At 40.5% G+C, this 26,147-nt stretch carries 26 protein-coding genes and 1 pseudogene; 13 read left to right on the top strand and 14 right to left on the bottom strand.

Annotated features, from left to right (window positions below; all coding sequences use genetic code 11):
* Nucleotides 1-51: 51 nt before the first annotated feature.
* Entirely contained in the window at nucleotides 52-1,800 is a 1,749-nt protein-coding gene (gene rho, locus OKW21_RS27385; RefSeq protein ID WP_277485963.1) for a transcription termination factor Rho, read from the bottom strand.
* 302 nt (nucleotides 1,801-2,102) lie between these two features.
* On the opposite strand from rho, the pseudogene serS reads away from it, so the two are divergent.
* Nucleotides 2,103-3,378: pseudogene (gene serS, locus OKW21_RS27380) on the top strand (serine--tRNA ligase).
* A 50-nt stretch (nucleotides 3,379-3,428) separates the two neighbouring features.
* Here the strand turns inward: serS and OKW21_RS27375 are convergent.
* From OKW21_RS27375 to OKW21_RS27350, 6 genes are all read right to left on the bottom strand, one after another.
* Nucleotides 3,429-3,791: a hypothetical protein gene (locus OKW21_RS27375; RefSeq protein ID WP_277485960.1), complete on the bottom strand. Its 363-nt coding sequence runs from the start codon at nucleotides 3,789-3,791 to the stop codon at nucleotides 3,429-3,431.
* A 9-nt stretch (nucleotides 3,792-3,800) separates the two neighbouring features.
* A complete protein-coding gene (locus OKW21_RS27370) occupies nucleotides 3,801-5,252 on the bottom strand; it encodes a glycosyltransferase family 2 protein (RefSeq protein WP_277485959.1) in 1,452 nt (483 codons plus the stop codon).
* The gene (locus OKW21_RS27365) at nucleotides 5,249-6,100 is read right to left on the bottom strand and encodes a HEAT repeat domain-containing protein (protein ID WP_277485956.1); all 852 of its coding nucleotides are present in this window, start codon (nucleotides 6,098-6,100) and stop codon (nucleotides 5,249-5,251) included. The genes OKW21_RS27370 and OKW21_RS27365 overlap by 4 nt, the downstream gene beginning before the upstream one ends.
* 265 nt (nucleotides 6,101-6,365) lie before the next feature.
* Nucleotides 6,366-7,586 carry a YaiO family outer membrane beta-barrel protein gene (locus OKW21_RS27360; RefSeq protein WP_277485954.1) on the bottom strand — a complete coding sequence of 407 codons (1,221 nt, stop codon included), beginning with the start codon at nucleotides 7,584-7,586 and terminating at the stop codon, nucleotides 6,366-6,368.
* Nucleotides 7,583-7,957, bottom strand: a complete 375-nt coding sequence (locus tag OKW21_RS27355) for a response regulator (protein WP_277485953.1) — start codon at nucleotides 7,955-7,957, stop codon at nucleotides 7,583-7,585. The genes OKW21_RS27360 and OKW21_RS27355 overlap by 4 nt, the downstream gene beginning before the upstream one ends.
* Nucleotides 7,958-7,969: 12 nt before the next feature.
* Nucleotides 7,970-8,341: a hypothetical protein gene (locus OKW21_RS27350; RefSeq protein ID WP_277485951.1), complete on the bottom strand. Its 372-nt coding sequence runs from the start codon at nucleotides 8,339-8,341 to the stop codon at nucleotides 7,970-7,972.
* Between the two features lie 216 nt (nucleotides 8,342-8,557).
* Here OKW21_RS27350 and OKW21_RS27345 point away from each other — a divergent pair, with 216 nt between their 5' ends.
* Nucleotides 8,558-8,800, top strand: coding sequence for a hypothetical protein (locus OKW21_RS27345; RefSeq protein ID WP_277485948.1), 243 nt, complete (start codon nucleotides 8,558-8,560; stop codon nucleotides 8,798-8,800).
* Nucleotide 8,801: 1 nt separating this feature from the next.
* On the opposite strand, the gene OKW21_RS27340 is transcribed toward OKW21_RS27345, so the two are convergent.
* From OKW21_RS27340 to OKW21_RS27330, 3 genes are read right to left on the bottom strand one after another with little or no spacing between them, the layout of a single operon-like run.
* A complete protein-coding gene (locus tag OKW21_RS27340) occupies nucleotides 8,802-9,293 on the bottom strand; it encodes a dihydrofolate reductase (protein WP_277485946.1) in 492 nt (163 codons plus the stop codon).
* Entirely contained in the window at nucleotides 9,290-10,228 is a 939-nt protein-coding gene (gene fmt / locus OKW21_RS27335; protein ID WP_277485943.1) for a methionyl-tRNA formyltransferase, read from the bottom strand. The genes OKW21_RS27340 and fmt overlap by 4 nt, the downstream gene beginning before the upstream one ends.
* Before the next feature lie 42 nt (nucleotides 10,229-10,270).
* Nucleotides 10,271-11,494, bottom strand: coding sequence for an exo-beta-N-acetylmuramidase NamZ family protein (locus OKW21_RS27330; RefSeq protein ID WP_277485941.1), 1,224 nt, complete (start codon nucleotides 11,492-11,494; stop codon nucleotides 10,271-10,273).
* 119 nt (nucleotides 11,495-11,613) lie between these two features.
* Here OKW21_RS27330 and OKW21_RS27325 point away from each other — a divergent pair, with 119 nt between their 5' ends.
* Nucleotides 11,614-12,846: an ABC transporter permease gene (locus tag OKW21_RS27325; RefSeq protein WP_277485939.1), complete on the top strand. Its 1,233-nt coding sequence runs from the start codon at nucleotides 11,614-11,616 to the stop codon at nucleotides 12,844-12,846.
* Here OKW21_RS27325 and OKW21_RS27320 read toward each other — a convergent pair whose 3' ends face one another.
* Nucleotides 12,847-13,578 (bottom strand): polyprenol monophosphomannose synthase, encoded by a 732-nt coding sequence (locus tag OKW21_RS27320; protein ID WP_277485933.1) that lies wholly within the window; start codon nucleotides 13,576-13,578, stop codon nucleotides 12,847-12,849.
* A gap of 196 nt (nucleotides 13,579-13,774) precedes the next feature.
* On the opposite strand from OKW21_RS27320, the gene OKW21_RS27315 reads away from it, so the two are divergent.
* The gene (locus tag OKW21_RS27315) at nucleotides 13,775-14,287 is read left to right on the top strand and encodes a D-glycero-alpha-D-manno-heptose-1,7-bisphosphate 7-phosphatase (protein WP_277485931.1); all 513 of its coding nucleotides are present in this window, start codon (nucleotides 13,775-13,777) and stop codon (nucleotides 14,285-14,287) included.
* Here the strand turns inward: OKW21_RS27315 and OKW21_RS27310 are convergent.
* On the bottom strand, nucleotides 14,284-14,796 hold the full coding sequence (locus OKW21_RS27310; protein WP_277485928.1) for a hypothetical protein: 513 nt from the start codon (nucleotides 14,794-14,796) through the stop codon (nucleotides 14,284-14,286). The genes OKW21_RS27315 and OKW21_RS27310 overlap by 4 nt on opposite strands.
* A 155-nt stretch (nucleotides 14,797-14,951) precedes the next feature.
* Here OKW21_RS27310 and cysQ point away from each other — a divergent pair, with 155 nt between their 5' ends.
* The 5 genes from cysQ (at nucleotide 14,952) to OKW21_RS27285 (ending at nucleotide 19,189) form a co-directional block, all read left to right on the top strand.
* Entirely contained in the window at nucleotides 14,952-15,755 is an 804-nt protein-coding gene (cysQ, locus tag OKW21_RS27305) for a 3'(2'),5'-bisphosphate nucleotidase CysQ (RefSeq protein ID WP_277485926.1), read from the top strand.
* Between the two features lie 74 nt (nucleotides 15,756-15,829).
* Nucleotides 15,830-16,915 (top strand): mannose-1-phosphate guanylyltransferase, encoded by a 1,086-nt coding sequence (locus tag OKW21_RS27300; RefSeq protein ID WP_338130092.1) that lies wholly within the window; start codon nucleotides 15,830-15,832, stop codon nucleotides 16,913-16,915.
* Nucleotides 16,916-16,941: 26 nt separating this feature from the next.
* On the top strand, nucleotides 16,942-18,054 hold the full coding sequence (gene gmd, locus OKW21_RS27295; protein WP_277485925.1) for a GDP-mannose 4,6-dehydratase: 1,113 nt from the start codon (nucleotides 16,942-16,944) through the stop codon (nucleotides 18,052-18,054).
* 4 nt (nucleotides 18,055-18,058) lie between these two features.
* Nucleotides 18,059-18,991, top strand: a complete 933-nt coding sequence (gene fcl / locus OKW21_RS27290) for a GDP-L-fucose synthase (RefSeq protein WP_277485924.1) — start codon at nucleotides 18,059-18,061, stop codon at nucleotides 18,989-18,991.
* A gap of 15 nt (nucleotides 18,992-19,006) precedes the next feature.
* Complete coding sequence (locus OKW21_RS27285; RefSeq protein ID WP_277485923.1) at nucleotides 19,007-19,189, top strand: PspC domain-containing protein; 183 nt, start codon at nucleotides 19,007-19,009, stop codon at nucleotides 19,187-19,189.
* Nucleotides 19,190-19,277: 88 nt separating this feature from the next.
* Here OKW21_RS27285 and dxs read toward each other — a convergent pair whose 3' ends face one another.
* Entirely contained in the window at nucleotides 19,278-21,197 is a 1,920-nt protein-coding gene (gene dxs / locus OKW21_RS27280; RefSeq protein WP_277485922.1) for a 1-deoxy-D-xylulose-5-phosphate synthase, read from the bottom strand.
* 200 nt (nucleotides 21,198-21,397) lie between these two features.
* On the opposite strand from dxs, the gene OKW21_RS27275 reads away from it, so the two are divergent.
* Both OKW21_RS27275 and OKW21_RS27270 read left to right on the top strand, forming a co-directional pair.
* Complete coding sequence (locus tag OKW21_RS27275; RefSeq protein ID WP_277485921.1) at nucleotides 21,398-22,153, top strand: segregation and condensation protein A; 756 nt, start codon at nucleotides 21,398-21,400, stop codon at nucleotides 22,151-22,153.
* Nucleotides 22,153-23,223 carry a lysylphosphatidylglycerol synthase transmembrane domain-containing protein gene (locus OKW21_RS27270; RefSeq protein ID WP_277485920.1) on the top strand — a complete coding sequence of 357 codons (1,071 nt, stop codon included), beginning with the start codon at nucleotides 22,153-22,155 and terminating at the stop codon, nucleotides 23,221-23,223. The genes OKW21_RS27275 and OKW21_RS27270 overlap by 1 nt, the downstream gene beginning before the upstream one ends.
* A gap of 65 nt (nucleotides 23,224-23,288) precedes the next feature.
* Here OKW21_RS27270 and OKW21_RS27265 read toward each other — a convergent pair whose 3' ends face one another.
* The gene (locus tag OKW21_RS27265) at nucleotides 23,289-23,708 is read right to left on the bottom strand and encodes a nucleoside-diphosphate kinase (protein WP_277485919.1); all 420 of its coding nucleotides are present in this window, start codon (nucleotides 23,706-23,708) and stop codon (nucleotides 23,289-23,291) included.
* Between the two features lie 149 nt (nucleotides 23,709-23,857).
* Here OKW21_RS27265 and OKW21_RS27260 point away from each other — a divergent pair, with 149 nt between their 5' ends.
* Complete coding sequence (locus OKW21_RS27260) at nucleotides 23,858-24,946, top strand: S66 peptidase family protein (RefSeq protein WP_277485918.1); 1,089 nt, start codon at nucleotides 23,858-23,860, stop codon at nucleotides 24,944-24,946.
* Nucleotides 24,947-25,057: 111 nt separating this feature from the next.
* The gene (locus OKW21_RS27255; protein ID WP_277485916.1) at nucleotides 25,058-26,137 is read left to right on the top strand and encodes a dipeptide epimerase; all 1,080 of its coding nucleotides are present in this window, start codon (nucleotides 25,058-25,060) and stop codon (nucleotides 26,135-26,137) included.
* Nucleotides 26,138-26,147 lie beyond the last annotated feature (10 nt).

Raw genomic sequence — 26,147 nt, 5'->3', positions numbered from 1 at the left:
GCTACCGACGAGGAGTCAGCAGCCTATGATTAAAATATGTTATGTAATTTCTTACCCATTCATGGATACCAGGAATTCATCATTGTCCTGCGTCCCTTTCATACGCTGCAATAAGAATTCTATGGCTTCCTGGGAGGTCATGTCGGACATCAGCTTTCTGAGTATCCATACGCGAGAAAGCTCGTCTTTCTCCATAAGCAGATCTTCGCGACGTGTACCCGATGCAGGAACATCAATAGCAGGGTAAATGCGCTTGTTGGCCAGCTTACGGTCAAGCTGCAATTCCATATTACCAGTACCCTTAAATTCTTCAAAGATCACCTCATCCATTTTAGAGCCGGTTTCTATCAGTGCTGTAGCGATGATCGTCAATGAACCACCGTTTTCTACATTACGGGCAGCTCCGAAGAAACGCTTAGGTTTGTGCAATGCATTAGCATCCACACCCCCCGAAAGGATTTTTCCGGAAGAAGGGACAGTAGTGTTATAAGCACGAGCCAGACGTGTAATAGAGTCAAGCAGGATCACAACATCATGTCCGGATTCTACCAGGCGCTTGGCTTTTTCCAATACGATGCTGGAAACTTTCACATGCTTTTCAGCCTGCTCATCAAAGGTAGAAGCGATTACCTCACCATTTACACTGCGAGCCATATCAGTCACCTCTTCAGGACGTTCGTCTATAAGGAGGATCATCAGATATACTTCAGGGTGGTTCTCAGCAATGGCGTTAGCCAGTTCTTTAAGCAATACAGTTTTACCGGATTTAGGCTGAGAAACGATCATACCACGCTGCCCTTTACCAATAGGAGAGAAAAGGTCCAGAATACGGGTAGAATAACGCCCAGATTTGGTCTGAAGATTTAGCCTTTCATTTGGGAAGAGAGGAGTAAGGTATTCAAAAGGGACACGATCACGAATCTCATCCGTAGTTTTTCCATTGACTGATTCTACTCTCAGTAGCGCGAAATACTTCTCACCTTCTTTAGGAGGACGTATCTGGCCTTTTACAGTATCACCAGTCTTAAGTCCGAATAACTTAATCTGAGAAGGAGAAACGTAAATATCATCGGGGCTGGCTACGTAGTTGTAGTCAGAAGAGCGGAGGAATCCGTACCCATCCTGCATAATCTCCAGCACGCCGTCATTTTCAATTAACCCATCAAATTCTTTGATAGGAACAGACGACTGATTTCCTCTGTCTCTATTTTCTCTGTGAGGTTTTTTGTTGTCTGGACGAGAATCACGGTTATCGTAATTTTCTTTTTTGTGCTTGGAGTGGCGTGGTTCTTTGCCCTTATCTTCTTTTCTATCTTCTTTAGACTCAGGTTTAGAGTCTGAAGGGGAGGAAGCTTTTTTATCTTTATCATCAACCTCTATATCAAAAGAATCCAGCAAATCACTGGTATCGTCAGATGTAGATGCCTCGTCCTTATCTTTAGGAGTGTCAGTAACATTCACACGATTCATACGACGAGGTCGAGGACTTTCTTCGCGTTTTTGATCTTGTGCGGGCTGTTTGCTGTCCGGCTTGCTTTCTTCCTTGTCTTTGTTAGATTTCTGACCGGGTTTTCTCCTGGCTTTTGGTTTAGACTTTGGTTTGTCTTCAGTTTCGCTTTTTTTACTTTCGGTAGGCTTCTTACTCGGAAGTTCATCATCAGGCAAAACAGCCTGCTGATCAAGTATTTTATAAATTAGATCCTGCTTATTAAGTTTTTTGTAATTTTTTAAATTTAGCTCTTCAGCAATCTCTCTCAACTCAGAAAGAAGCCTGACCTGTAGTTCATCAATGTTGTACATAGGAAAAATTAAGTGGTGCTAAAAATTAAATCCATCTAGGAAAAAGTCTAGCTTAATTTAATTTGGAATGAATTTTTTAAATAAATAAAAGGCTTTCAAAAGGACAATGCAGTGTTGTGAAGTGTCTGACTGAGGGTAAAGATACCTTTTCGTCCGAATTGATGATGCAATAATATTTTACCTACTGCTAATTGTCAAGAAAAATAAGATAATTTTGTGAAGTCAACACAAGCATGTCAACTTGAGTTCACAATTACATATATAAAAGAAATTTTACTTCGTTAACAAATTATTTTTTCAAAATGTTACAAATCTCCTTTTTAAGAGAAAATCAGGAAAAAGTAGTAAAAGGCTTACAGAAAAGACATTTTCCGGAAGCTGAAGAGGCAGTGAAGACTGTGGTAGAAAAAGATCAGCAACGCAGAAATACACAGACAGAACTAGATCAGATTCTTGCATCTTCCAAAACAGTTTCCAAAAAAATAGGTCAGTTGATGAAAGAGGGGAAAAAGGACGAAGCAGAAGCAGCCAAACAAGAAACTTCTTTGCTGAAAGAACGCAGCAAAACATTAGGAGAGCAGCTAAAACAATATGAAGATGAGTTGGCTCAGCTTCTTTATAATCTTCCCAATATACCCAACGATAAAGTGCCTGAGGGCAGGTCCGCAGAAGATAATGAGGTTAATAGAGCAATGGGGAGAAGTGCCAGAGCTAGCAGGTTCAGCAAAACCTCACTGGGAGTTGATTGAGCAATATGATATTATTGATTTTGAGCTGGGTAATAAAATTACCGGGGCAGGTTTTCCGGTATACAAAGGCAAGGGAGCGAAGCTGCAGCGTGCTTTGGTTAATTTCTTTTTGGATGAAGCGGAAAAAGCTGCTTATCAGGAGATACAGCCACCTGTAGTAATCAATGAAGACTCCGGATATGGAACCGGACAACTACCTGATAAGGAAGGGCAGATGTACCAGTTGGTAAATGAAAAACTGTATCTGATTCCTACTGCTGAGGTTCCTATCACTAACCTGTATCGGGATGTAATCCTGAAAGAAGAAGACCTCCCTGTCAAGCATGTTGGGTTTACTCCATGCTTTCGTAGAGAAGCTGGTTCCTGGGGAGCGCATGTAAGAGGACTTAATCGCCTGCACCAGTTTGATAAGGTAGAGATTGTACATATTCACCGGCCGGAAGATTCGTACCAGGCTCTGGAAGAGATGGCCCTGTATATTCGTTCTTTGTTAGAGAAGTTAGACCTACCTTATCGGGTGCTCAATCTTTGCGCTGGCGATCTCGGGTTTACTTCTGCTCAGACTTATGATATGGAAGTATATTCGGCAGCGCAGAAAAAATGGCTGGAAGTAAGTTCAGTAAGCAATTTTGAAACCTATCAGGCCAATCGCCTGAAGCTTCGTTTTAAAGACAGTAATAAGCAGACCCAGCTGCTGCATACGCTTAATGGGAGTGCTTTGGCTTTACCAAGAATAGTAGCAGCAATTTTGGAAAATAACCAAACCGAAAAAGGAATTAAAATCCCGAAAATTTTGGTGCCTTATACAGGGTTTGAGCTTATCAGTTGATTTCGGAGAAAAGGTATTCATCATACCCTTCCGCCAGGGAGGGTTTTTTTTCAATTGAGCCAGGAGTAATGTAGCTGAAGTTGACGAATAAGGGTTTCACAATAACTTCTTACTTTGGTGGCAGATTCATCCAAAGCGCTATCTGTATTCAAATTGTTGATCTTATGGATAGTAGACTGTATTTCGTCCGAAAGCTCAGTCAGATTGAGCTTTCTGAAAGTAGGTTTGTATTTCTGATGGATAAAAGAAAGGAGCCTACTATCCTGATTGATCAAACTAACCGCATAAATATCTTTCAGGTCCTGGAAAGACTTAAAGTACTGATCGGCTAGTTTTTTTTCCTGTACAAAATCTCCATGGGATAACTCCAGCAGTTTCTCTCTTATGTCATATAGTGCATTATCGATTTTCATAGAAAGTGATTAAGCTGTTACGCGTGGTGGTTTTTCGGAGCTAACATTTTTGAAACCTGTTCTTTTCATATTCCCCCAGCTTTTCTTACCAAAGAGAAGGTCGAGATGGCCTTTAAGTACGCTAAAAAGGACAATAGGATGATATAATATAGGTTCTAGGAGCGCTGTAAGGGCTAGCTTGGCCGTATCTGAACGTTTACTATATTTGTGAAATGAAAACTCTTCTGCTAATAAAGCGAGAACAGAAATAAATACTGCGAAAGCATATACAAGACCAAGTAAAGCAAAAAAATAAGTCCAGTTAACCGCTCCCCAGATCAGCAACCCTATAAAATATAAAACTCCAATGATTTCAATGTAAGGGGCTAGGTATTCAAACAAAAACCAATAAGGATAACTTAACATGCCCATTAGACCATAGCGAGGGTTAAGACATATTTGACGGTGACGATACAATGTTTCAGCGGCTCCACGAGCCCAGCGATTTCTTTGACGCTCCAGTACACGTATTTCTGAAGGGGCTTCAGTCCAGCAAAGCGGATCTGGAATATAAAACACTTTATACTTTTGCTTTAGCTTATGCATGTAGCGTCGCATACGTACTACCAACTCCATATCTTCTCCTACTGTGTTGATAGAATATCCCCCTGCCTTGATAGCAATTTGTTTATCAAACAAACCAAATGCGCCTGAAACGATAAGCAAGCCGTTAAGCTTACTCCATGCGATGCGACTAAGTAAGAAAATCCGGAGATACTCCAGGGTCTGAAAACGAGCGAGCAAGTTTGAGGGAAGCTGTACATTGACCAGGCTACCATCTTCTACTTTGCATGAGTTAGCTACTCTTACGATTGCACCGGTAGCAATCACTCTTGTCTTATTGCGAAGAAAGGGTCGCACCATTTTCAATAGTGCATCGGGAGCAATAATAGAGTCAGCATCCATAGTGGCCACGAGCTTATTTTCTGAAATATTGAGACCAGCATTTAGGGCATCTGCCTTGCCTCCATTTAGCTTATCAATAAGAATAAGCTTTCCAAAAGCCCTGTTTTTTGACTTATAAACGCCTAAGATTTTACGGGTAGGAAGTAAACCTGATGTTTGTTGGGCAAGAGGAATTAACTGAAAATAGTCGATCAGGTTTCCCAAAGAATTATCGGTGCTACCATCATTGATGACAATTACATCATAGTTATTGTACTGTAAAGAAAGCAAGGACCTGACACTGTCTATAATGCTTTTTTCTTCATTGTACATAGGGACAAGCAGAGATATAGATGGTGCTGAAGGTGAGGATAAAACCGCCTGATCATCTACATGCCGATTATTACGGATATATTTTCTGGTTTCTCTAATAGAGACGATAGCTAAGAGTAAGTTTACCAGCGAGATAGCAATAGCATAGAAAAAAATCAGATGCTCAGAAATAAATACTGCGATTTTTATGCTCAGCTCTTTCATATGTGCTCGCTTTTATGAGGTATATGTTTGTAAGGTTCTTTAGATTTTTTGGGCGTTCTCTCAAGAATTTCAGCTATTGCTAATTCAGCAGCTTCTTTAAGTCCGGGAGATTCCTGACGCAAAAGGGGGCGGAGTAAGTTGGCGTGAAAAATATGACCAAGCTTGCCGATAGCATGAATAGCCTTGATTTTGAGGTTCTCATCATTTGCGTCTAGCAGATTGATGATGTTGCTCAGGTATTGCTTAGCATCCAAAGCTTCTAATGTGTTGATCGCCTCAGCTTTAACTTCATCATCGGTATGATATAACAGGGGTAGAACCGACTCAAGGGCATCTTCTTGCTGGAATAAAGTTATCATTTGCAGTAGAAAAACGATTGCCGATGGCTCATTTGCACCTAGCCAGCGAGAAAAACCGGGAATTGACTCAGAAGGTAATGTCTGCAACTGAAATCGGAGCTGAATTTGCAACCACTCACTGATTGGACTCTTTTGTTGAGAAAAAAAGCTAAGCATATGTGGTGAATTCATTCGGATAGCGGCTATTTTCACCTCGTCGGCTAATAAGGTTTGAGGTGCATTCTGCCAATCCACAAATGCCGTTTCCAATTCAGGGCAATGACATCCAATTTCTGATAATTCACGTACCCCCTTGATTTTTTGAAGAATACGTCTGCTTTTGAGCTTCGCAATAGACTCCTGTTGTAACCCTAAACAAACGTACAACTGCTGAAATTGCCTTTTAGCATTGCCGCTAAAGCTCTTTTTAAGTTCTATAAGAAGGTCTGTCATCAATTGCTTCTGCTCTTTATTCTTTAATTCATTTTTTTGGAACTTGTTGATAATCAATGTGGTAGATGATAATACTTCTTCTTTATTACTTTCTACCAGCGCATCATAGATAAAATATTGATAACGAAACTTTAACGTAGCGCGCCTTCTGTCTCTTGCCACCAAGTACCAGCGGCGAGAATACAATATCATTAAAGTCATGATACTTAATGAAATGAGTAGTATGGCAATTTGTATGAAGTTAATAATCTCAGTAGGGTACTTATTTAAAATGAACCAATTGATTATAACAGAGTTGGTATGTAACAGCATAACTTTCATACTAAAACCTCCTTTTCAGGTGAATCGTAAAACTAAGCCGGTCTGTGAGCCTGATCTCAGCGTAATCTTCCTGCTGAAACTCCAAGGACGAACGAATGAGCCACAGTCTTTTCTTCAGAGGATGCTGATAATCTATGCCTAACCATGTAGCATTCAGTCGCTGCACCTCGGTCAAACTATTAATTTTTAGAGGTGTAGCTCCATTTCCCAAATAGAGTGTGGTATAATGGTCTTCATTTTTGAGATACCTTCTTGCGGTAAGTAATGCTGTAAAAGGGGTTGTACTTTCTAATGAAGACATATAAGCTCTGACAGAAAGCCAGTAAGTAGGAAAGTAGCGCCCTAGTTGAGCAGTATAGATATGAATGGGCAAATCTTGAAAGTACAATCCTCTCACTCCAGCGGAAGCTTCCCACGCATCAGGAAGGAGGCGGAAAATTTCAGCACCCCATCTGATTTTAGGAAAAAAAGTAGCATTTGAAAAGCCAAGGTTTACGTAGGCGTACGTACTGGCATCAATTTGAGGGTATGCGTCAACTTCTGCCTGAACACCCTGCTGATCAAACATCTGAGCATATTTCAGTCTGCCAATCATTAAAGTACGGGGCAGCTTTCTTTGATAAAAGGTAGTAAACTGGTGCCAGGGAGTAAAAGTATTACTAAAGCGACTCTGTTTGTATTCTACTCCAACTGCATTTTTTCTTCTTAGTACTTCTACTTTTTCTTTCAAGCTGTTTGCCTCCTTATGGAGCTTGGTTGAATCGTCTTCTTGGAGGAGTGTATCTAAAGTGTGGATGGCTTCATCATATTGCTGGTGAGCGGTAAGTGCCTGGGCACGGATGTACATCAGGTTTTCATTATCAGGATAAAGCGCAAGACCTTTATCCGCACTTAGGATAGCTTTTACGTGCTCTCCTGCCCAGTAATTAATTCTTGCAATTGCTTCCAATGCTTCCTCAGTCGGAGGAAACCGGTTGATAAGAAAGTTGAGCTGGCGCAAAGCAGGCATAAATTCACCACTCCAGGCCATTACCATAGCCTGCAAAAAAAGGGCATCGTAGTGCTCAGGGTGCTCAAGCAGAATGAAGTTTAGATCACGCTGTGCCTGTGCATAATTAACACTGTAAGCATGTTGTTTTGCGGCATGATAAAGAGAATCAGTCTGGCTAAAAGCTAGATAAGTAAAGTGTAATATAAATATGGTACAAAAATACCTTTTCATGAAGCCTGGGTCATAGTGTTAACCTCCTGAATACATTCCATAAGTTGTCCGAGATCAAAAGGCTTAGTCATAAATCGGTTAGCTCCCATCTCTAATGCTTCTTTTCTGATATGCTCCAGGCCGATTGAGGAAACCACAATAATATAAGCATTGAGCTTAAGGGTTTCTCTGATGTATTCTACCAATTCAGTGCCTGAGGCTACAGGCATCAATAAATCCGTAATGATCATGTCTGGCTGTTGTTTTTTTGCGAGTTGGATAGCCTTTTTTCCGTTAGTCGCAGTAAAAACATCATATTGCCCCAGATTTCTTAACTGATGTGCCACCAGTTGTAACATGATATCATCGTCATCAACTATCAATATTTTCATAGTATTAATTCTTTATCTGATGAAACTGATTACCTTTTTTCCTTCCATACTTACTTGCCAGTAATTCAGACTTTCCGCAAAAGGTAAGGTAAACTCGTAAAAACCTGGATTCAACTTATGCTCCCGGACAGCCTCTTTTGACTCTCCCATAAGATTGTAAGTACTTATTGTCAGAAGTTGGACGGAGTCACTCAGGTGAAGCAATATTTTTGGTGCACCTTCTTTGTCAGTATCAAGCTGAAAATGAAGTGTTCTCGAATCTTCAACCTTGGCTTTGGTTACTTCCTTTTTCTTGATACTTGTAGGTGTGTACTCCGTTACTACAGAATCCGCAATAGCCAATAGAGGCATATCTTGTGCAAAAAGTCTATAGCTTGAAGACATCAGTATGTATAAAAATAAAAATATACAGTATTTCATATGCATGTAAATATATTTCAAAAATAATACAAAATATATTAATAATACAAATTAATGCTTAACAAAATTATACTTAAGCAAGAAATACTGTGAATAAGACAAAAAAATATTTTGTGGGCTGAGGAAAAGTATGCTACATTAAAATGTAATAAAACAGCGGATTTAGAATAAAGTTAACCTATGAGAGTAGTTGGAGAGATCCCCCATGAAGCCTGTAAGATCACAATCTTCGCATGGAATAATAAGTATCTAATAAAACTGGAAAGGGGAGTGATTGAACAAACCTTTAAAGTTTCTGAAATGGATGTGACAGGTGATGAAGATATAAAAAAAATGCTTGAAGGAAAATTTATGGAAAAAGCGCTTAGCAGATTTGAGGAAATGGAAGCTTCGCTTTTTGACGCTATAGAGTCCCTGTATTGATTTATCTCTTTAAATATTCTACAAAAGCGTAGGGATAAGGATTCTTTTCATCAGCTTTATACTCTTCGCGCTTGCTTTCTTTCCAAGTGTTCGTATTTATTTCCGGGAAAAAAGCATCACCATCAAAGGTGGATTTAATTTCGGTGATATACATTTTATCAGCTTTATCGATTGTCTGACGATAAATTTCTGCACCGCCCAAAATAAAAACTTCATCTTGTTGGTTTTTCTGAGCGATCTGAAATGCCTTTTCAATATCACCTACTACAAAACAGCCTTCAACCTGATAATCAGGATTACGGGTAATAATAATATGGGTGCGATTAGGTAGTGGTCCATTCATAGACTCAAAAGTCTTTCTCCCCATGATTACGTAGTGCCCTTTGGTAGTATTTTTAAAAAATTTAAGGTCAGCAGGCATATGCCATACCAGATCGTTTTCTTTACCAATAACATTATTGTTGGATTTGGCAGCAATGATTGATTTGATCATAAAGTATTACCTCTTAGAAACTCTTCAACAGACATTCTTTTTTTCCCTTCAATCTGAAGTTCATTAAAAGATAAAAGGTAGTCTTTTGTCTGTATATGGATAAAATTTTTATTGTCCGTAATATATTGTCCAGCAGCTAGGTTCGGGTTCTTCTCCTGTGTATTGGTGATAGAGTAGATTTTACATAATTTTTCACCGGTTCGGGTATCCAAGGTGGTCCAGGCAGCAGGGTAGGGTGAAAGTCCCCGCACAAAATTTCGTATCTGCTCAGCAGGTTGGTTCCAGTCAATCTTACAGGTTTCTCGGTGTATTTTTGGGGCGGATTTAAGTGTAGTGCCTTCCGTTATTTGTGGTTCTAATTTATACTTATTGTTAGCGATTGCTTTTACCGTTTTGAGTACTAGCCCACTTCCCTTCTGCATAAGCCTTTCATATAAGGAGCCAGCAGTATCCTCAGAAAGTATAGGTTCTTTTTCCTGAAAAAGTATATTACCAGTGTCTATTTCATGCGTGAGCATAAAAGTAGTAACTCCCGTTTCAGTTTCCCCGTTTATGATTGCCCAGTTGATAGGCGCTGCCCCGCGATATTGTGGCAAATAAGAGGCATGTAAATTAAAAGTCCCTATTTCAGGCATGCTCCATACTGTTTCAGGCAACATACGGAAAGCAACTACTATCTGTAAATTAGCATTGTAGCTTTTCAACTCTTTGTGAAATTCAGGATTTTTAAGGTTAGTAGGCTGAAGCACCGGAATATTCTGTTCCAGCGCATAGGCTTTTACTGGAGAAGGGATTACTTTCTGTCCTCGTCCTCGGGGTTTGTCTGCTGCAGTAACTACCGCTACAACCTGAAACTGGTTTTCAACCAGAATTTGTAGTGAAGGAACAGCAAACTCGGGAGTTCCCATAAATATGATCCTGAGGTCTTTCTTCATATAATAACTAATGCTTATCTCGTATTAAATGTTTTACAGGGATTATTCGAAGTCTTCATAGAGCAGGTATTTCTTACGCATACTTTTATATTGGTTAAGGTCATCTATCCAACTTCTTCTGATTTCCTGCGCAGTGACTCCCGAAGTAAGTTGTTCTCTAAGCTTCTCGGTGCCCGCCAGTAAGTCAAAAAACTTTTCACGGAAAAAATCCTCGTTACTGATACCCAGGTCAGAAGCATTCTGATAAAAACCTATTAGATAGTTTAAATTGAGATTTGTTAACGGCTCTCTTTTCCTTAGGTCTGCTCCGTAGCAGCGTTCACCTTCGTGCTTTGGGTTCATAGCCACACCCTCAATATCTTCGGGTATAAAGCTTAAAGTATCAGGTGCCTGCATTTCTTCTTCTGCTGCTACAGAAAAGACAGGATCAGGGTATCCAATCACCTGGAACGGAAAAGGTGTGCCTCGGCCAATGCTCATGGTAGTCCCTTCAAAAAAGCACAGAGAAGGATAAAGGTTAACGGCCTGGTCATTGGGTAAGTTGGGAGAAGGGTGAATAGGTAATGTATAGTGATCCTGATGGGTATAATTTTCTACTTTGATTACTTCCACATCACAAGTATCACCTTCGGGGAGCCAGCCTTCACCATTGATCATTTGGGCGAGTTCGCCTACGGTAAGTCCATGAACTACAGGAATAGGGTGCATCCCTACGAACGACTGATGTTCCATCTCCAGGACAGGTCCATCTACATAATAGCCATTAGGATTGGGTCTGTCCAGAATCAGCATTTTTTTACCCTGCTCAGCACAGGCCTCCATTACATAATGCATGGTGCTGATATAGGTATAAAACCTTGCCCCTACGTCCTGAATATCAAAGACGACGATATCAATACCTTCCAGTTGTTCGGGCGTTGGCTTTTTATTGCTACCATACAAAGAGATGATTGGAAGACCGGTCCTGGTATCAGTAGAATTCTGAATGTGCTCTCCTGCTCCGGCTTCTCCTCTAAAACCATGCTCAGGGGCAAATATAGTTTTGAGATTTACACCCATAGCCAGTAATGAGTCTACCAGATGAGTGTCCCCGATATGCGAAGTGTGGTTGACTACAGCAGCGACATTTTTACCTTTCAGCAATGGTAGATAGGTATTGGTATGCCATGCCCCAGGCTTTATGGCATTATTATCTTCTATAAGTTCGGGTTGGCAAGCCAACGCAAATGGAAGAATAAAGAGGGATATTAGTGTGAAGAGACGCATAAAGTTATTTAATTTGCATCGGACAGAATTATTGGCTGTAAATGTATAAATACTTTTTTGATATCACACAGCAGCCTTATTCATGTGCGATGTAAAGAAGATAAATCAGGTAGCATTCCTTGAACCTCCCTTATTTTATATCAAAAAAAATTAATAAAGCTGAGAATAAATCTTTTTCAGCGACTATTAATAAAATAGCAGTAGCTAGCATTGCACTGGGCCTGGCTACTATGCTTGTATCTTTTCTGATACTCGGCGGGTTCAAAAGAGTAATTACCAACAAGATTTTTACTTTCAACGGACATATACAGGTAACCAAATATTCGTTAGATAATTCATTACAGGAAGAGCCCATATCTGTTAATAATCCGCTCATCCAAAACCCTGAACAATTTGACTTTATTGATCATGTACAGGTATTTGGCCATACTGCCGGCTTATTACAAACTGACAACGAAGTATATGGTGCTTTTATTAAAGGAATAGGCCCGAATTTTGACAGTTTGCGTTTTAAAGACAACCTGCTGGAAGGTTCTTTTATTCATTTTTCTGATAGTAACGATAACAGTCCGAATAGCTATTCTACAGAGGTGCTCATTAGTAACAAGATTGCAAATACCCTTCAGCTAAATGTAGGCGATGATGTAAGGATGCTATTCATTGATCCCTACCGGGTGCGCAAACTCCATGTTCGGGGAATTTATAATACTGGGATAGAAGAATTTGACGAACAGATGATCATTGGGGATATTGGATTAGTGAGACGGATCAACCAATGGTCGGATTCACTGGTAGGGGGTATAGAAGTTTATCTTAAGGATTATGATGCCATGGCAGAGGCGGAGAACAGGCTACAAAATGACCTGGACTATGATCTATTTATAGAAAAAGTAGGTGACAAATATGTGCAAATGTTTGAATGGCTTGACCTGATCAACAATAACGTCATTATTTTTCTTTCCCTTATTCTCTTTGTTGCCTGCTTTAATATTGTTAGTATCCTGCTTATACTGATCATGGAAAGGACCCAGATGATAGGCATTCTCAAAGCCCTGGGGGCGAGAAACCGACAGATCAGAAAAATATTTCGCTACAATGGAATATTACTCATTGTGAGAGGTATGATGATTGGTAACCTAATCGGAATTGGCTTTGGGTTATTACAATATTTTTTCAAGATTATTCCCTTAGATCCAGAGAATTACTATATGGACTATGTACCCATTCACTGGGATCTCTTAGCGATTGTGGGGCTCAATCTGCTTACTTTTACTATTGTAGTGCTGGTGCTCAATATTCCTACTATCATCATTTTGCGCATCAACCCAATCAAAGCAATCCGTTTCGATTGACTATCGATTGTACTTGCGGAAGAAGCTGCGGATTTTAATATATATAACTCCGGTAAATGCCTCCCAAAAAATACGAGTTGACATCTTAGATTCTCCCTTGGTGCGATTGGTAAAAATGATAGGAACTTCTTTGATCTTAAAATCATACATCCAGGCAGTAAACTTCATTTCTATCTGGAAGGCATAGCCTATGAAGCGTATTCTATCTAGGTCTATGGTTTGCAGCACACTACGATGATAACATTTGAAACCAGCAGTGGCATCACGAATAGGCATGCTCGTCACCATTTGTATATAAATACTGGCAAAAAAAGAGATGAGCACCCTACTCATAGGCCAGTTAACTACATTTACACCACTTACATAGCGTGAACCTATTGCCAGATCGTACCCGTCATGGGCACATGTTTCGTAAAGCCTCACCAAATCGTTTGGGTTGTGCGAAAAGTCAGCATCCATCTCAAAGATGTAAAGATAATTGGCATGTAGTGCATATTTAAACCCTGCTATGTATGCAGGACCCAGGCCACTTTTTTTCTCACGTTCCATCAGATGTATTCTTCCCGGATATTTCTGCTGTTTCTCTTTTACCAATTGAGCTGTACCGTCTGGAGAATTATCATCGACGATTAGCACATCGAAGAGAACTGATTGATTGAGAATATCTTCCAGTAGAGGGTTGATATTTTCTTTCTCGTTATAAGTGGGAATAACAACTAGGCAAGTGCTCACAGTCTAGAATCCTGATGGTGGTTAAAAAGCTCCAAAAATAGAGAAGTTTAGGCTATGGTAAAAATCATTTACAGGCTTAAATTAAATTGATGCTTGTCAGTACTGAAGGATATTTGTTATTTCGGGTCTGGTTATTTCTTTGGAAACGGAAGAATCGGATTTTTTCATATGCAACAGACTTTATATTTATAAGCACATGACTAAATGCATATTTTTGGACAGGGATGGTGTGATAAATCGTGATCGGGTAGATTATGCCTATGACCTGTCTCATTTTGAGATCTTAGCAGGAGTGCCACAAGCTTTGGTGAAACTGAAAAAAGCCGGTTATCTGCTGGTAGTAGTAACCAACCAGTCCGGTATAGCCAAAGACATTTATACCAGAGAAGATATGAGAGCCTGCCATCAGTATATGCATGAGCAAACTGATCATGTGATTGATGCGGTATATTATGCTCCTCATCATCCTAGTGTTACGGAATCACTTACCCGTAAACCGGATACGCTAATGTTTGAAAAAGCGATAGCACGTTTCGGTATTGACCCTGGAAAGTCATGGATGATAGGTGACAAAGAGAGAGACATTATTCCGGCAAGGCAGTTTGACATTCCATCAATTCTAATCGGCCCCAGCAAAGAGGAGACACTAGCTCAGTATATTGTAGAAGATTTGGCAGAAGCAACAGAAATAATCCTGGGAAAGCTTTAGCGTAGAATTGTTTTGAGGTGGTCTACACCTTCCTCACTTACCTTGTAGCGTCCCTGACGCATTTTAAAAACTTTTTTGTAATCCTGATTCAGCTTGTTAAAATGGGAGGTATTGGTAAGGTCAATACCATGTTCACGGAGTAGTTTGTTTACCTCTTGAGTAGTAAAAGTCCCTTCGTCATTTTTGGATTGAATATAGTAGCTGGCTAGTAGCACAATATCAGTCTTACTGATGCTCTTCGGCGCTTTATAATAAAGCTCTCCAAAAGAAGCCGCTGTCAGTTTTCCATTAGGTGTACCGGATGAGGGCTTTGGTTCAGCAGACTCAAATATACTGAACTGTCTCCCTGCGGCAGCTTCCTGCTCAGACTGAGCACTGGAAGGAGCTTCTTTAAGTATTTTGGTAAAACTTTTGATAGTATCCGCATAAGAATTCACAAAATCTTCAGTGCCCTCAATCTCAAACTCTCCACCATTAACCGCAATTCTGATTCTCGCTTTGCTTTCCATTGATTTTAGATTGTAATTGTCTTTATTTGCATGTGCCGAATATCAGCAATATATATTTTTTACCATACTTAATAAACTACTTTCAGTAATCCCCTCATCTGATTTTGGCTTTTCTTTAAATGTACTTACCAACATATCACTGATTCTAAATCATTATGTCGCACAAGATTAATGTTAGCATACTAGGCGAAATTGCCATTGAAGCAGGCAAAGAAATTTTGAATATCTACCATAATGCTGATTTTTCTCAGATTGTAGATTTCAAGGCGGATGATTCTCCTCTAACGACTGCCGATAAAGCGTCACATATCGTAATTATGGAGCGCCTGAAGAGCAAATATCCTGAAATTCCAATAATTTCTGAAGAAGGTAAAGATATAACCTACGATACCCGTAAAGATTGGGAATACTTTTGGTTAGTTGATCCATTAGATGGCACCAAAGAATTTATCAAGCGTAATGGACAGTTTACAGTAAATATAGCCTTGATTCATAAAGGGGTACCAGTAGCAGGAGTTATTTACACGCCCGTTACGGAAGAGCTCTACCTGGCTGCAAAAGATGGATACGCAGTAGATCTTGATGAAGGAGCTTATAAACAGACACTTCCAGCTAGTCCTATTCCAGTTAAAGTGAATCAAAAAACAGAAGATTTAGTAGCAGTGCGCAGTAGTAGTCATGCATCAGGTGAAGAAGAAGAGCTACTCAAAAAATATGGTGTTACTGAGAGTATTTCTAAAGGAAGCTCATTAAAGTTTTGTATGGTAGCTGAAGGCAAAGCGGATATTTATTACAGGCATGGCCCCACCATGGAATGGGATACTGCCGCAGGACAAGTAGTGGTGGAGTGTGCAGGAGGAAAGGTTCTAAAAGGAACTGGCTCCGAACCATTCACTTACAATAAAGAGTCTCTAAGAAACGGCAGCTTCTTGGTACTTTCTGCGATTAGCCCGATGTAATATGTGCGTAAGATTTTGATTATTTGGAGATTTATCTATATTTGCATAGAATTATTAAATTAAATATTAAATAAGTGCAAAAAAATAAAAATAACTTTGCGCTCATCATGGCAGGCGGAGTAGGTACGAGGCTTTGGCCAGTAAGTCGTAAACACTTCCCCAAACAATTTCATGATGTACTAGGTGTAGGAGAAAGTCTTTTACAACTCTCTTATAATCGTCTGTTGGATGTCTGTCCAGAGGAAAATATTTTTATTATTTCCAATCAGGATTATTACAGTCTAATCAAAGAGCAGCTTCCGGGCATGACAGATGATCAGATCCTGTTAGAGCCTCAACTGCGTAATACAGCACCTTGTGTGGCATATGCGGTGCATAAAATCGCCCAAAAAAATCCTGAAGCAAATCTGATAGTATCGCCGGCCGACCACCTCATCCTGAAGCAGGATCAGTTTAAAAAAGTAGCTTTGAAAGCTTTAGAGGTAGCCGGACAAAGAGATGATTTGATTACTTTCGGTATTACGCCAACCCGTCCGGATACTGGTTATGGCTATATAGAATATGATCAGGAAAGAGAAGAGGATGGTGTCTTCAAAGTAGCTGCATTTAAAGAGAAACCTGACCTGGCTACAGCTGAAGCGTTTCTTAAGGCAGGAAATTTTGCCTGGAATTCTGGAATATTTGTCTGGAGTATTGGTGCTATAATGAAAAGTTTTGAAAAATATCTTCCTGAGGTTAATAAACTGTTTGAAAAAGGAGCGAATATTTATTATTCTGAGAAAGAAGAAAGCTTTATTAAAGAAACTTACGAAAACTGCATTAACATCTCTATTGACTATGGAATATTGGAAAAAGCAGATAATGTTTATGTGATTCCTGCGGATTTTGGCTGGACTGACCTGGGGACTTGGAAGTCAATAGATTCGCAGCAGGAAAAAGATGTATGTGGAAATAGCCTGCAAGGCACAGTGCTTGCTTATGATACACATGAATCATTTATCAAAGTCCCGAAGGACCACTTGGCTGTAGTACAGGGCTTGGAAAACTATATCGTTATCTATGATGGTAAAGCGCTAATGATATGCCAGAAAGACCAGGAGCAAATGGTCAAAAAATTCTTAGGTGACATCAAAGAAAAAGGATATAACGAATTCGTTTAAAACATTAATTTTCTAATCAGCTAATCATGAAAAAGGCGTTAATCACAGGAGTTACCGGACAAGACGGAGCCTACTTAGCCGAGTTTCTACTAAAAAAAGGTTATGAAGTTCACGGAATTAAGCGTAGAACCTCCCTTTTTAATACCGATCGCATAGACCATCTCTATCAGGATCCGCACGAAAGAGATCTGAAATTTAAACTTCATTATGGGGACCTGACAGATTCTACCAATATCATTCGTATTGTGCAGGAAGTACAGCCGGATGAGATCTACAACCTGGGAGCCATGTCTCATGTCAAAGTAAGCTTTGATGAGCCGGAATATACTGCTAATGTGGACGGTTTAGGCACTTTAAGAATATTAGAGGCTGTACGTATTCTGGGTCTTCAGGAAAAAACCAAAATTTATCAGGCCTCTACCTCAGAACTGTATGGCCTGGTGCAGGAAGTTCCTCAAAGCGAGAAAACACCTTTTTATCCTCGCTCACCGTATGCCGTGGCAAAAATGTATGGTTTCTGGATTACAGTTAATTATCGTGAAGCTTACAACATGTTTGCAGTCAACGGAATTCTGTTCAATCACGAATCTCCAATCCGGGGTGAAACTTTTGTGACACGTAAAATTACCCGCGCGGCAGCCCGCATCGCATTAGGACTTCAAGATGCTTGCTACCTTGGCAACATGGATGCCAAACGTGACTGGGGACATGCTAAAGACTATGTAAAGGCCATGTGGCTCATTTTACAGCAGGAAAAGGCCGAAGATTATGTGATTGCTACCGGTATCACCACAACAGTTCGTGACTTTGTGCGTATGTCTTTTAAAGAACTAGGCATAGAGCTGGATTTTGAAGGCGAAGGAGTAAACGAAGTGGGAAAAGTCGTTAGTTGCTCTAACCCTGATTTTCAGTTGGAAATCGGCAAAGAAGTGATCAAAGTTGATCCTGAGTACTATCGTCCTACCGAGGTTGACTTGCTGATTGGCGATCCTACCAAAGCGCGTGAGCAACTTGGCTGGAAGCTGGAATTTACGTTAGAAAGCCTGGTGAAAGATATGGTACAGTCTGATGTAGCCTTATTCAAAAGAGATAAATTCTTGTTGAAAGGGGGCCATAAGGTGTACAACTATCACGAATAAAATTATGGAAAAAGACGCTAAAATTTATATAGCCGGCCATAGAGGTATGGTCGGTTCTGCTATTCTACGCAACTTACAGAAGAAAGGCTTTAGCAATTTTGTGCTGAAAACATCCAGCGAGTTAGATCTAAAAAATCAGCAGGCGGTTGCTAAATTTTTTGCGGAAGAAAAACCTGATTATGTATTTCTGGCAGCGGCAAAAGTAGGAGGTATTCATGCTAATAATACCTACCGAGCCGAGTTCCTTTACGAAAACCTGATGATACAAAATAACGTCATTCATCAGAGTTATGAGCATGGGGTTAAAAAGCTGCAGTTTTTAGGGTCCTCTTGTATTTATCCTAAAATGGCTCCTCAACCCTTAAAAGAGGATTACCTTCTCACTGGAACTTTAGAATACACCAATGAGCCTTATGCGATTGCTAAAATTGCAGGTATCAAAATGTGTGAAAATTATCGCCTCCAATATGGTTGCGACTTTATTGCTACCATGCCTACCAATCTGTATGGGCCGAATGATAATTATGATCTTAATAATTCTCATGTATTACCGGCATTAATTCGTAAATTTCATGAGGCTAAAGAGAGTAATGCTGAGTTTGTAGAAATCTGGGGTACTGGGAGTCCCAAAAGAGAGTTTTTACATGTAGATGACCTTGCAGAAGCCTGTGTCTATCTGATGGATAATTATAATGAGCCTGAGCTCGTTAATATCGGTACAGGCGAAGATATTGCGATCAAAGATCTGGCGTTGTTGATTAAGGAAATTGTGGGTTTTGAAGGAGAATTGCGTTTTGATACTTCTAAGCCTGATGGTACTCCCCGCAAACTGATGGATGTAAGTAAACTTCATAGCTACGGCTGGAAACACAATATTAGTTTACGTGAAGGCATTACTTCTGTATATGAAGAGTTTAAGAAAGAAGTAGTTGCTTAAAATACAGTAATAATTATGGCAAAGCTAGGCTTATCTAATACCAACAAAATCATTGGCGGTGTGTGTGGAGGCATAGCAGAGCATTTTGGTTGGGATGCCACTATTATAAGAATATTGTTCGCTATAGCTGCTGTCATTGGCTTCGGCTCACCGGTAATTTTTTATCTGGTACTGTGGTTAATTATGAAATTCAGTTAGCTTTCTCTGATGTATAAAATATTAAAACCTCTCAAGTTAATATCCTGAGAGGTTTTTTTGTGCAATAACCAATCTAATTTGCAAGTAATTAACTTACTAAAGTGTCCACATTTAGTAACGCCCTTACCTCATTAGCGATGCTATCGGCATCATAACCACATTCACGGTGAAGCTCAATTTGTTCTCCATGCTCAATGATATGATCGGGTATACCAAGTCTTTTTACCTGAGCTGAATAGCCGTGTTCAGCCATAAATTCCAGCACTGCACTGCCAAAACCTCCCATCAGGCAGCCATCTTCTACAGTAATCACTTTCTTATAGCGACCAAATACTTCGTGTAACATTTCTTCGTCTAATGGCTTGACAAAACGCATATCATAGTGCGCGGGATGCATTTCATCTATAGTAAGTTGCTTGCAGGCTTCAATAGCATAATTTCCAATATGGCCGATAGTAAGGATCGCTACTTCTTCTCCATCCTGTATTTTTCTTCCTTTGCCTACTTCTATTTGTTCCATTGGCGTTTGCCACTGAGGCATCACTCCTTGTCCACGGGGATAGCGGATGGTAAAGGGACCATCTTTGTACAAAGTAGCAGTGTACATCAGGTTTCTTAGTTCCGCCTCATTCATGGGGGCAGATACCACCATATAGGGTAGGCAGCGCATGTAAGCAAGATCATAAGCCCCATGATGCGTAGGACCGTCAGCTCCGGCTACCCCAGCTCTATCAAGACAAAAGATTACTGGTAACTTCTGTATGCAAACGTCGTGAATGACCTGATCATACGCCCGTTGCATAAAGGTGCTGTAGATATTACAAAAGGGAGTCAAACCCTGAGTAGCCAATCCGGCAGAAAAAGTGACCGCATGCTGTTCAGCTATACCCACATCAAAAGCACGGTCAGGCATGACCTTCATCATAATGTTGAGAGATGAGCCGGAAGGCATCGCAGGTGTAATGCCCATAATTTTTTTGTTTTGCTGGGCTAACTCTACAATTGTTTCTCCGAACACCTGCTGATATTTAGGCGGCTGAGGAACATCATACACTTTTTTGCGAATCTCACCCGTTACCTTATCAAATTTACCAGGGGCGTGCCATTTGGTCTGATCTTTTTCTGCTAATGAGTACCCTTTTCCTTTTACGGTTACACAGTGTAATATCTTGGGACCGGGAATCTTCTTAAGATCTTTCATCACATGTACCAGATGGTCCACATCATGGCCATCTACCGGACCAAAGTAACGAAGGTTAAGCGACTCAAAAAGGTTACTTTGCCTAAGCAGAAAAGCTTTAATACTGGTTTCTACCTTGGAAGCAACTTCCTGGGCACTCTTGCCAAACTTACTGATCTTGCCCAGCATCTTCCACACATCATCTCTTACCTTATTGTAAGTCTGGGAAGTCGTTATATCTGTCAAATAGTCCTTCAATGCGCCCACATTAGGGTCTATAGACATACAATTGTCATTGAGGACAATAAGTAAATTTGTATCGGCCACACCTGCATGATTCATGGCTTCAAAAGCAATTCCACCGGTCATGGCTCCATCACCAATTACTGCAATATGCTGCTTGTCTTCTAGTCCCTGATAATTGGATGCAACCGCCATGCCCAATGCGGCTGAGATAGAAGTTGAGGAATGCCCTACACCAAAAGCGTCATATTCACTTTCGCTACGTTTAGGGAAACCGGAGATTCCATTATAAATACGGTTGGTATGAAAGGTGTCACGGCGGCCGGTAAGAATTTTATGCCCATAGGCCTGATGCCCTACATCCCAGACCAGTTGATCGTAGGGAGTATTAAATACATGATGTAGTGCTATAGTAAGCTCCACCACACCAAGGCTAGCCCCAAAATGGCCGCCATATACAGATACGGTGTCAATGATGAATTGCCTTAGTTCCTGAGAGAGTTGGACTAGTTGGTTTTGATTGAGGGCTTTAACGTCAGCAGGGCTATTAATCTGGGCTAGAATCGGACCGGGCTTAATGAGCATGATGAAATTTTTCTTAAATGTATTTTTGAAACTATGACAATCAACGAATGTTTTACTTTTTTAAAACCCTTTTACCATAAATAAGGTGCAAAGGAACGATCTTTTTTCATAAGAGAACATTTATTGCATAATAATGTCATAAATTTGCTTAGATTTTATGCTAGTAAATTTACTGATTCATAAGATAAAAGAAAGACCCCGTGAGTTTTGAGATTAAACTTCCTCGCTTTGAAGGCCCCTTTGACTTGCTTCTCTTCTTTATTGAGAGAGATGAGCTGGATATACATGATATTCCAATATCTAAAATCACGGATGATTTTCTCAGCTACATAAGGCATTTAGAGGCTATGAATATTGAGGTCGCCAGTGAGTTTATCCTGGTGGCGGCTACACTTATGCGTATTAAAGCCAAGATGCTACTACCCCGTCCTGTGCTTAATGAAGAAGGAGAAGAAGTTGATCCGCGTGAGGAATTAGTAAAACATCTGCTTGAATATAAGAGGTATAAATCAGTTATCAAGGAACTGGCTGAGATGGAAGAAGAACGCGCTTTAAAACATGAACGCGGAAATCTTGTTCAGGAAATTAAGAAACTTGCAGAAACTAATAATGTAGAGGCTGAGCTTCAGGATGTAACCTTATATAAGCTATTAAAGGTGTTTGAACGTGTTACTCAGCGGTTTGAGCTTAAACAACGCGAAAAACCTCATCAGGTAGTACAATATCCATACACCATTTCCGGACAAAAAGGTTATATACTTAGCAATCTTCAGAATCGTAAAAGGGTATCATTTCAGGATATCATCAGTGACGATCCGAATAAGATAGCCGTCATTTTTAATTTTCTTGCGATCCTGGAATTGCTTCAACTGAATGAAGTAACCCTACAAATTGGCGAAGGCTTTAACAACTTCTGGGTATTAAAGAAGGAAGACGAAGATGTACGTGTTGACTAATGGATATTAATTCCAAAAAAATATTTAAAACGCTTAATCCTAATAAGATATGGATACCTGTGGCTATAGGTCTGGGTATCGTATTTTATATGTTTTACAGCGATCCCGACCTTACAGCAGACAAGCTAAACCTTATTTTTGAAGCTTCTATGCTTCCTATAGTACTAGCTCTTCTGGTTATTTTTGCCCGGGATGCCGGTTATGTATACCGTATCAAGACCCTTACGAATGACGAACTTTCCTGGGGCAGCAGTATTTATGTCATTATTTTTTGGGAATTTGCCTCAGCAGTGACGCCTTCTATTGTAGGAGGAACTTCAGTAGTCGTGTTTATTTTGGTAAAAGAAGGCATAAGCCTGGGAAAGTCCCTAGCCTATGTCATGCTGACAGCTATTCTGGATAACCTCTTCTTTGTGCTGGTGGCCCCTCTGGCCTTGCTCTTTACTGCCCAGGAGCTTTTTCCTGATGCCAGCGAGATGGAAGTGAAGCTGGGGAATAGCCTGCAGGTTCTTTTTCTGATCAGCTATGTGCTCATCACAGTCTATACATTTTTTATGTTCTATGCCATATTTATAAGGCCGAGAGGCTTTAAATGGCTGTTGCTCAGAGTGAGCTCCATAAGCTTTTTGCGTCGTTGGAGGCATGCGGCGAGTAAGCATGGGGATGAAATCATTATAGCTTCAGAGCTACTCCGAGGTAAGAGGTTTAGCTATTGGGCCAAAATCGTAATCGCTACTTTTTTAATTTGGTCGGCACGCTATCTCATGCTCAACTGCCTGATCGCAGCTTTTACCAATGTTACTCCCATGGAACACCTGCTGATCTTCTGCAGACATCTGATGATGTGGATCACCATGCTCATCTCACCTACACCGGGTAGTAGTGGTACAGCTGAGTTCTTTTTTACGCAGTTTTTTACCGAGTTTTTGGGGGATTATACTTTTGTAACCAACATTCTTTGGAGAATGCTTTCTTACTATCCCTACCTGATTCTGGGAGCAATTTTTCTTCCTAAATGGATCAGAAGAGTATTTTTTAAAAAGAAGTCCTCCAAAGTAGCACAGCAATAAAAAAAGGAAGACATTTATATGCCTTCCTTATTTAAATTTCTTTTCAGTATTTCTTCGGAGTAAAACTAGAAGCGTTCTGTCCCTGCAAAGAAGAAGTTACCTTCATTAGCGGCGGTCTCATCCGCATCAGAACCATGCACGGCATTGGCTTCAATAGACTTTGCAAATAATTTACGGATGGTTCCTTCCGCTGCGTCAGCGGGATTAGTAGCACCGATCAGTTTACGAAAGTCTTCCACCGCATTGTCTTTTTCCAAAATCATGGCGATGATGGGCCCGGAAGACATATAAGTAGTAAGGTCTTTGTAAAAAGGGCGTTCTTTGTGTACTGCGTAGAATTGTCCGGCGGTTTCTTCAGTCAGCTTCGTCATTTTCATGGCCGAAATCCGAAAGCCCGCTTCCTGTATCATTTTAATGATTGCTCCGGCATGGCCCGCTTCCATCGCATCGGGCTTAATCATGGTGAATGTTTTTTTTCCTGCCATATCGTGTTTACGTTTAGTATTGGTCAATGAAATTTTCCGCAAAGCTAAGAGTTTATTTTGTACTGACCATCATTTTGCGTAAAAGAGCTGGGCTGCCAGTAGCTTTATCTTAAAAACCTTAACTTGCGGTCTTCAAAAAGTATAATCCCATGCACAGAAGAAAGTTTATTTCTAACCTCTCTGCTTCAGCTTCCGCTCTGCCTTTTTTAGGTCTGAAACCCACAAAGTCTGATGGACATTTGCATGCTATGGCAGAAAAAATCATTCCAGAGCGCCTTCAGCCAGGTGATACTATCGGCTTGTTGACCCCTGCTACCTACCTGACCGAAGAGCAATTACGTAATGCAGTTACTGCGTTGGAAAATTTAGGGTTTAAGGTACGCTATTCGCCTAATATGCTGGTAAGAAAAGGTTATCTGGGAGGTACGGATAAACAAAGGGCTGAAGACATCAACCAGATGTTTGCCGATGAAGAGATTGATGGAATCATGTGCGGGAGAGGGGGCTACGGCAGTGGGCGCATACTTCCTTATCTGGATTTTGATATGATCAGGAACAATCCCAAGCCTTTCATTGGCTTCAGTGATATCACTGCGCTCTTGTATGGCTTCTATGGTCAAGCGGGCCTGGTGTGTTATCATGGTCCTATGGGTACCTCTGATTATAATGAAATAACCACCAGCTACTTTAAAAAAGTGCTTATGGAGCCCCAAAACCAGCTGGTGTACGACAATCAGGAAATAAAACCTGTGCTAGGTTTGGACGTGGAAGAAGGTGAGTTAGAGGTAGAAATGGCATCCCCCACACAGATGATTACTCTTACACCCGGTCAGGCAGAGGGCGAACTAATAGGAGGAAACCTATCCTTAATGAGTATGCTGGCCGGCACGCAGTATGACCTGGATATGCAGGAAAAGCTAGTATTTATAGAAGAAGTAGGGGAAGCTCCCTACCGGATAGACCGCATGTTAACCCAGCTGTTGCTGGATAAGAATAAATTACCAGCTGCTGCCGGCATTGTACTGGGTGTTTTCAATGCTTGCGAAGCAGAAGATGAAGATGACTCTCTTTCTTTGGCGCAGGTACTGCAAGATCGACTTGCTGGATTGAATATTCCGGTGATCTACGGACTTTCTTTCGGACATATCAAACAAAACATGACACTTCCTTTTGGTATCAATGCACGGCTGGATGCCAGTGAAAAGAAATTAACGTTACTGGAAAAGCCAGTAGCCTAAAAATAGAATTATTTTTATATAAATTTGCGTTAGTACGGAATCTTAGTTGAGGCTAGGAGAATATATTTTTGGGATACACAAATCAAGTAGTAAAGATTAAATTCAGAGGAGATGAAAGTTATACTGCACGCTTTTGAACTTAAGATTAAAGATACATTTAAAATATCAAGGGAGACGAGAGATTCTCAGGAGACCTTAATTGTTGAACTGGAAGATAAAAATGCTGAGGGGGAAGTAGTAAGTGGTTTGGGTGAAACGACTGCTAACCCTTATTATGGCTTTACGGTAGAAAAAATGCAGGAAGAGATAGAGGGGCTGAAAGAGATGATTGAAAATTTTAAGATTAGCGATATCCATCAGGAGAGCGCGCATGCGGGCAAACCAGAATCTTTTTGGGAGCATCTTTTTCCACATCTACAAAAAAGTTCTTTTACCCTCTGTGCTTTGGACATGGCTGCCCATGACCTGTATGGCAAAAAATTAGGTAAGCCCCTATACCAGATTTGGGGGCTTGACCCCAAGAAGGCACCAGCTTCCAACTATACCATCGGGATAGATAGTATTGAAAAAATGGTGCAGAAGATGAAAGCTATGCCCTGGCCGCTTTATAAAATTAAGTTGGGCACAGAGGAAGACCTGGCGATTGTACGAGAGCTGCGCAAGCATACCAACGCCATATTTCGTGTAGATGCTAATTGTGCCTGGGGTGTGGAAGAAACCATCAATAATTCGGTAGAGCTGAAAAAACTCGGCGTGGAATTTATAGAACAACCTATGCATGCTGAGGATATGGACGGCATGAAAGAAGTGTTCAAAAACTCGGCTCTGCCACTTATTGCTGACGAAAGCTGTATCAAGGAAACGGATGTAGCAAAGTGCCATAATCATTTTCATGGCATCAATATCAAACTTACCAAGTGCGGAGGTTTGACCCCTGCCCTCAGGATGATTGCAGAAGCCCGTCAACTGAACATGAAAGTGATGGTAGGCTGCATGACAGAATCTACCGTAGGCATCTCAGCCATAGCGCATTTATCTCCACTTCTGGATTACGTGGATATGGATGGAGCGCTCTTACTGTCCGAAGATATAGCTACAGGGGTAAAGGTGAAAGCTGATGGCGCAGATTTCGCGCAGGAAAATGGTACAGGGGCAAAGCTTATTGCTTCCAATCAATTACATGAACTGTAGTAAGGTTTCA

It is taken from the genome of Catalinimonas alkaloidigena (assembly GCF_029504655.1).
Taxonomy (GTDB): domain Bacteria; phylum Bacteroidota; class Bacteroidia; order Cytophagales; family Cyclobacteriaceae; genus Catalinimonas; species Catalinimonas alkaloidigena.
The sequence above is the reverse complement of the archived record's forward strand: the minus strand, read 5'-3'. Positions and strand labels throughout refer to the sequence as shown.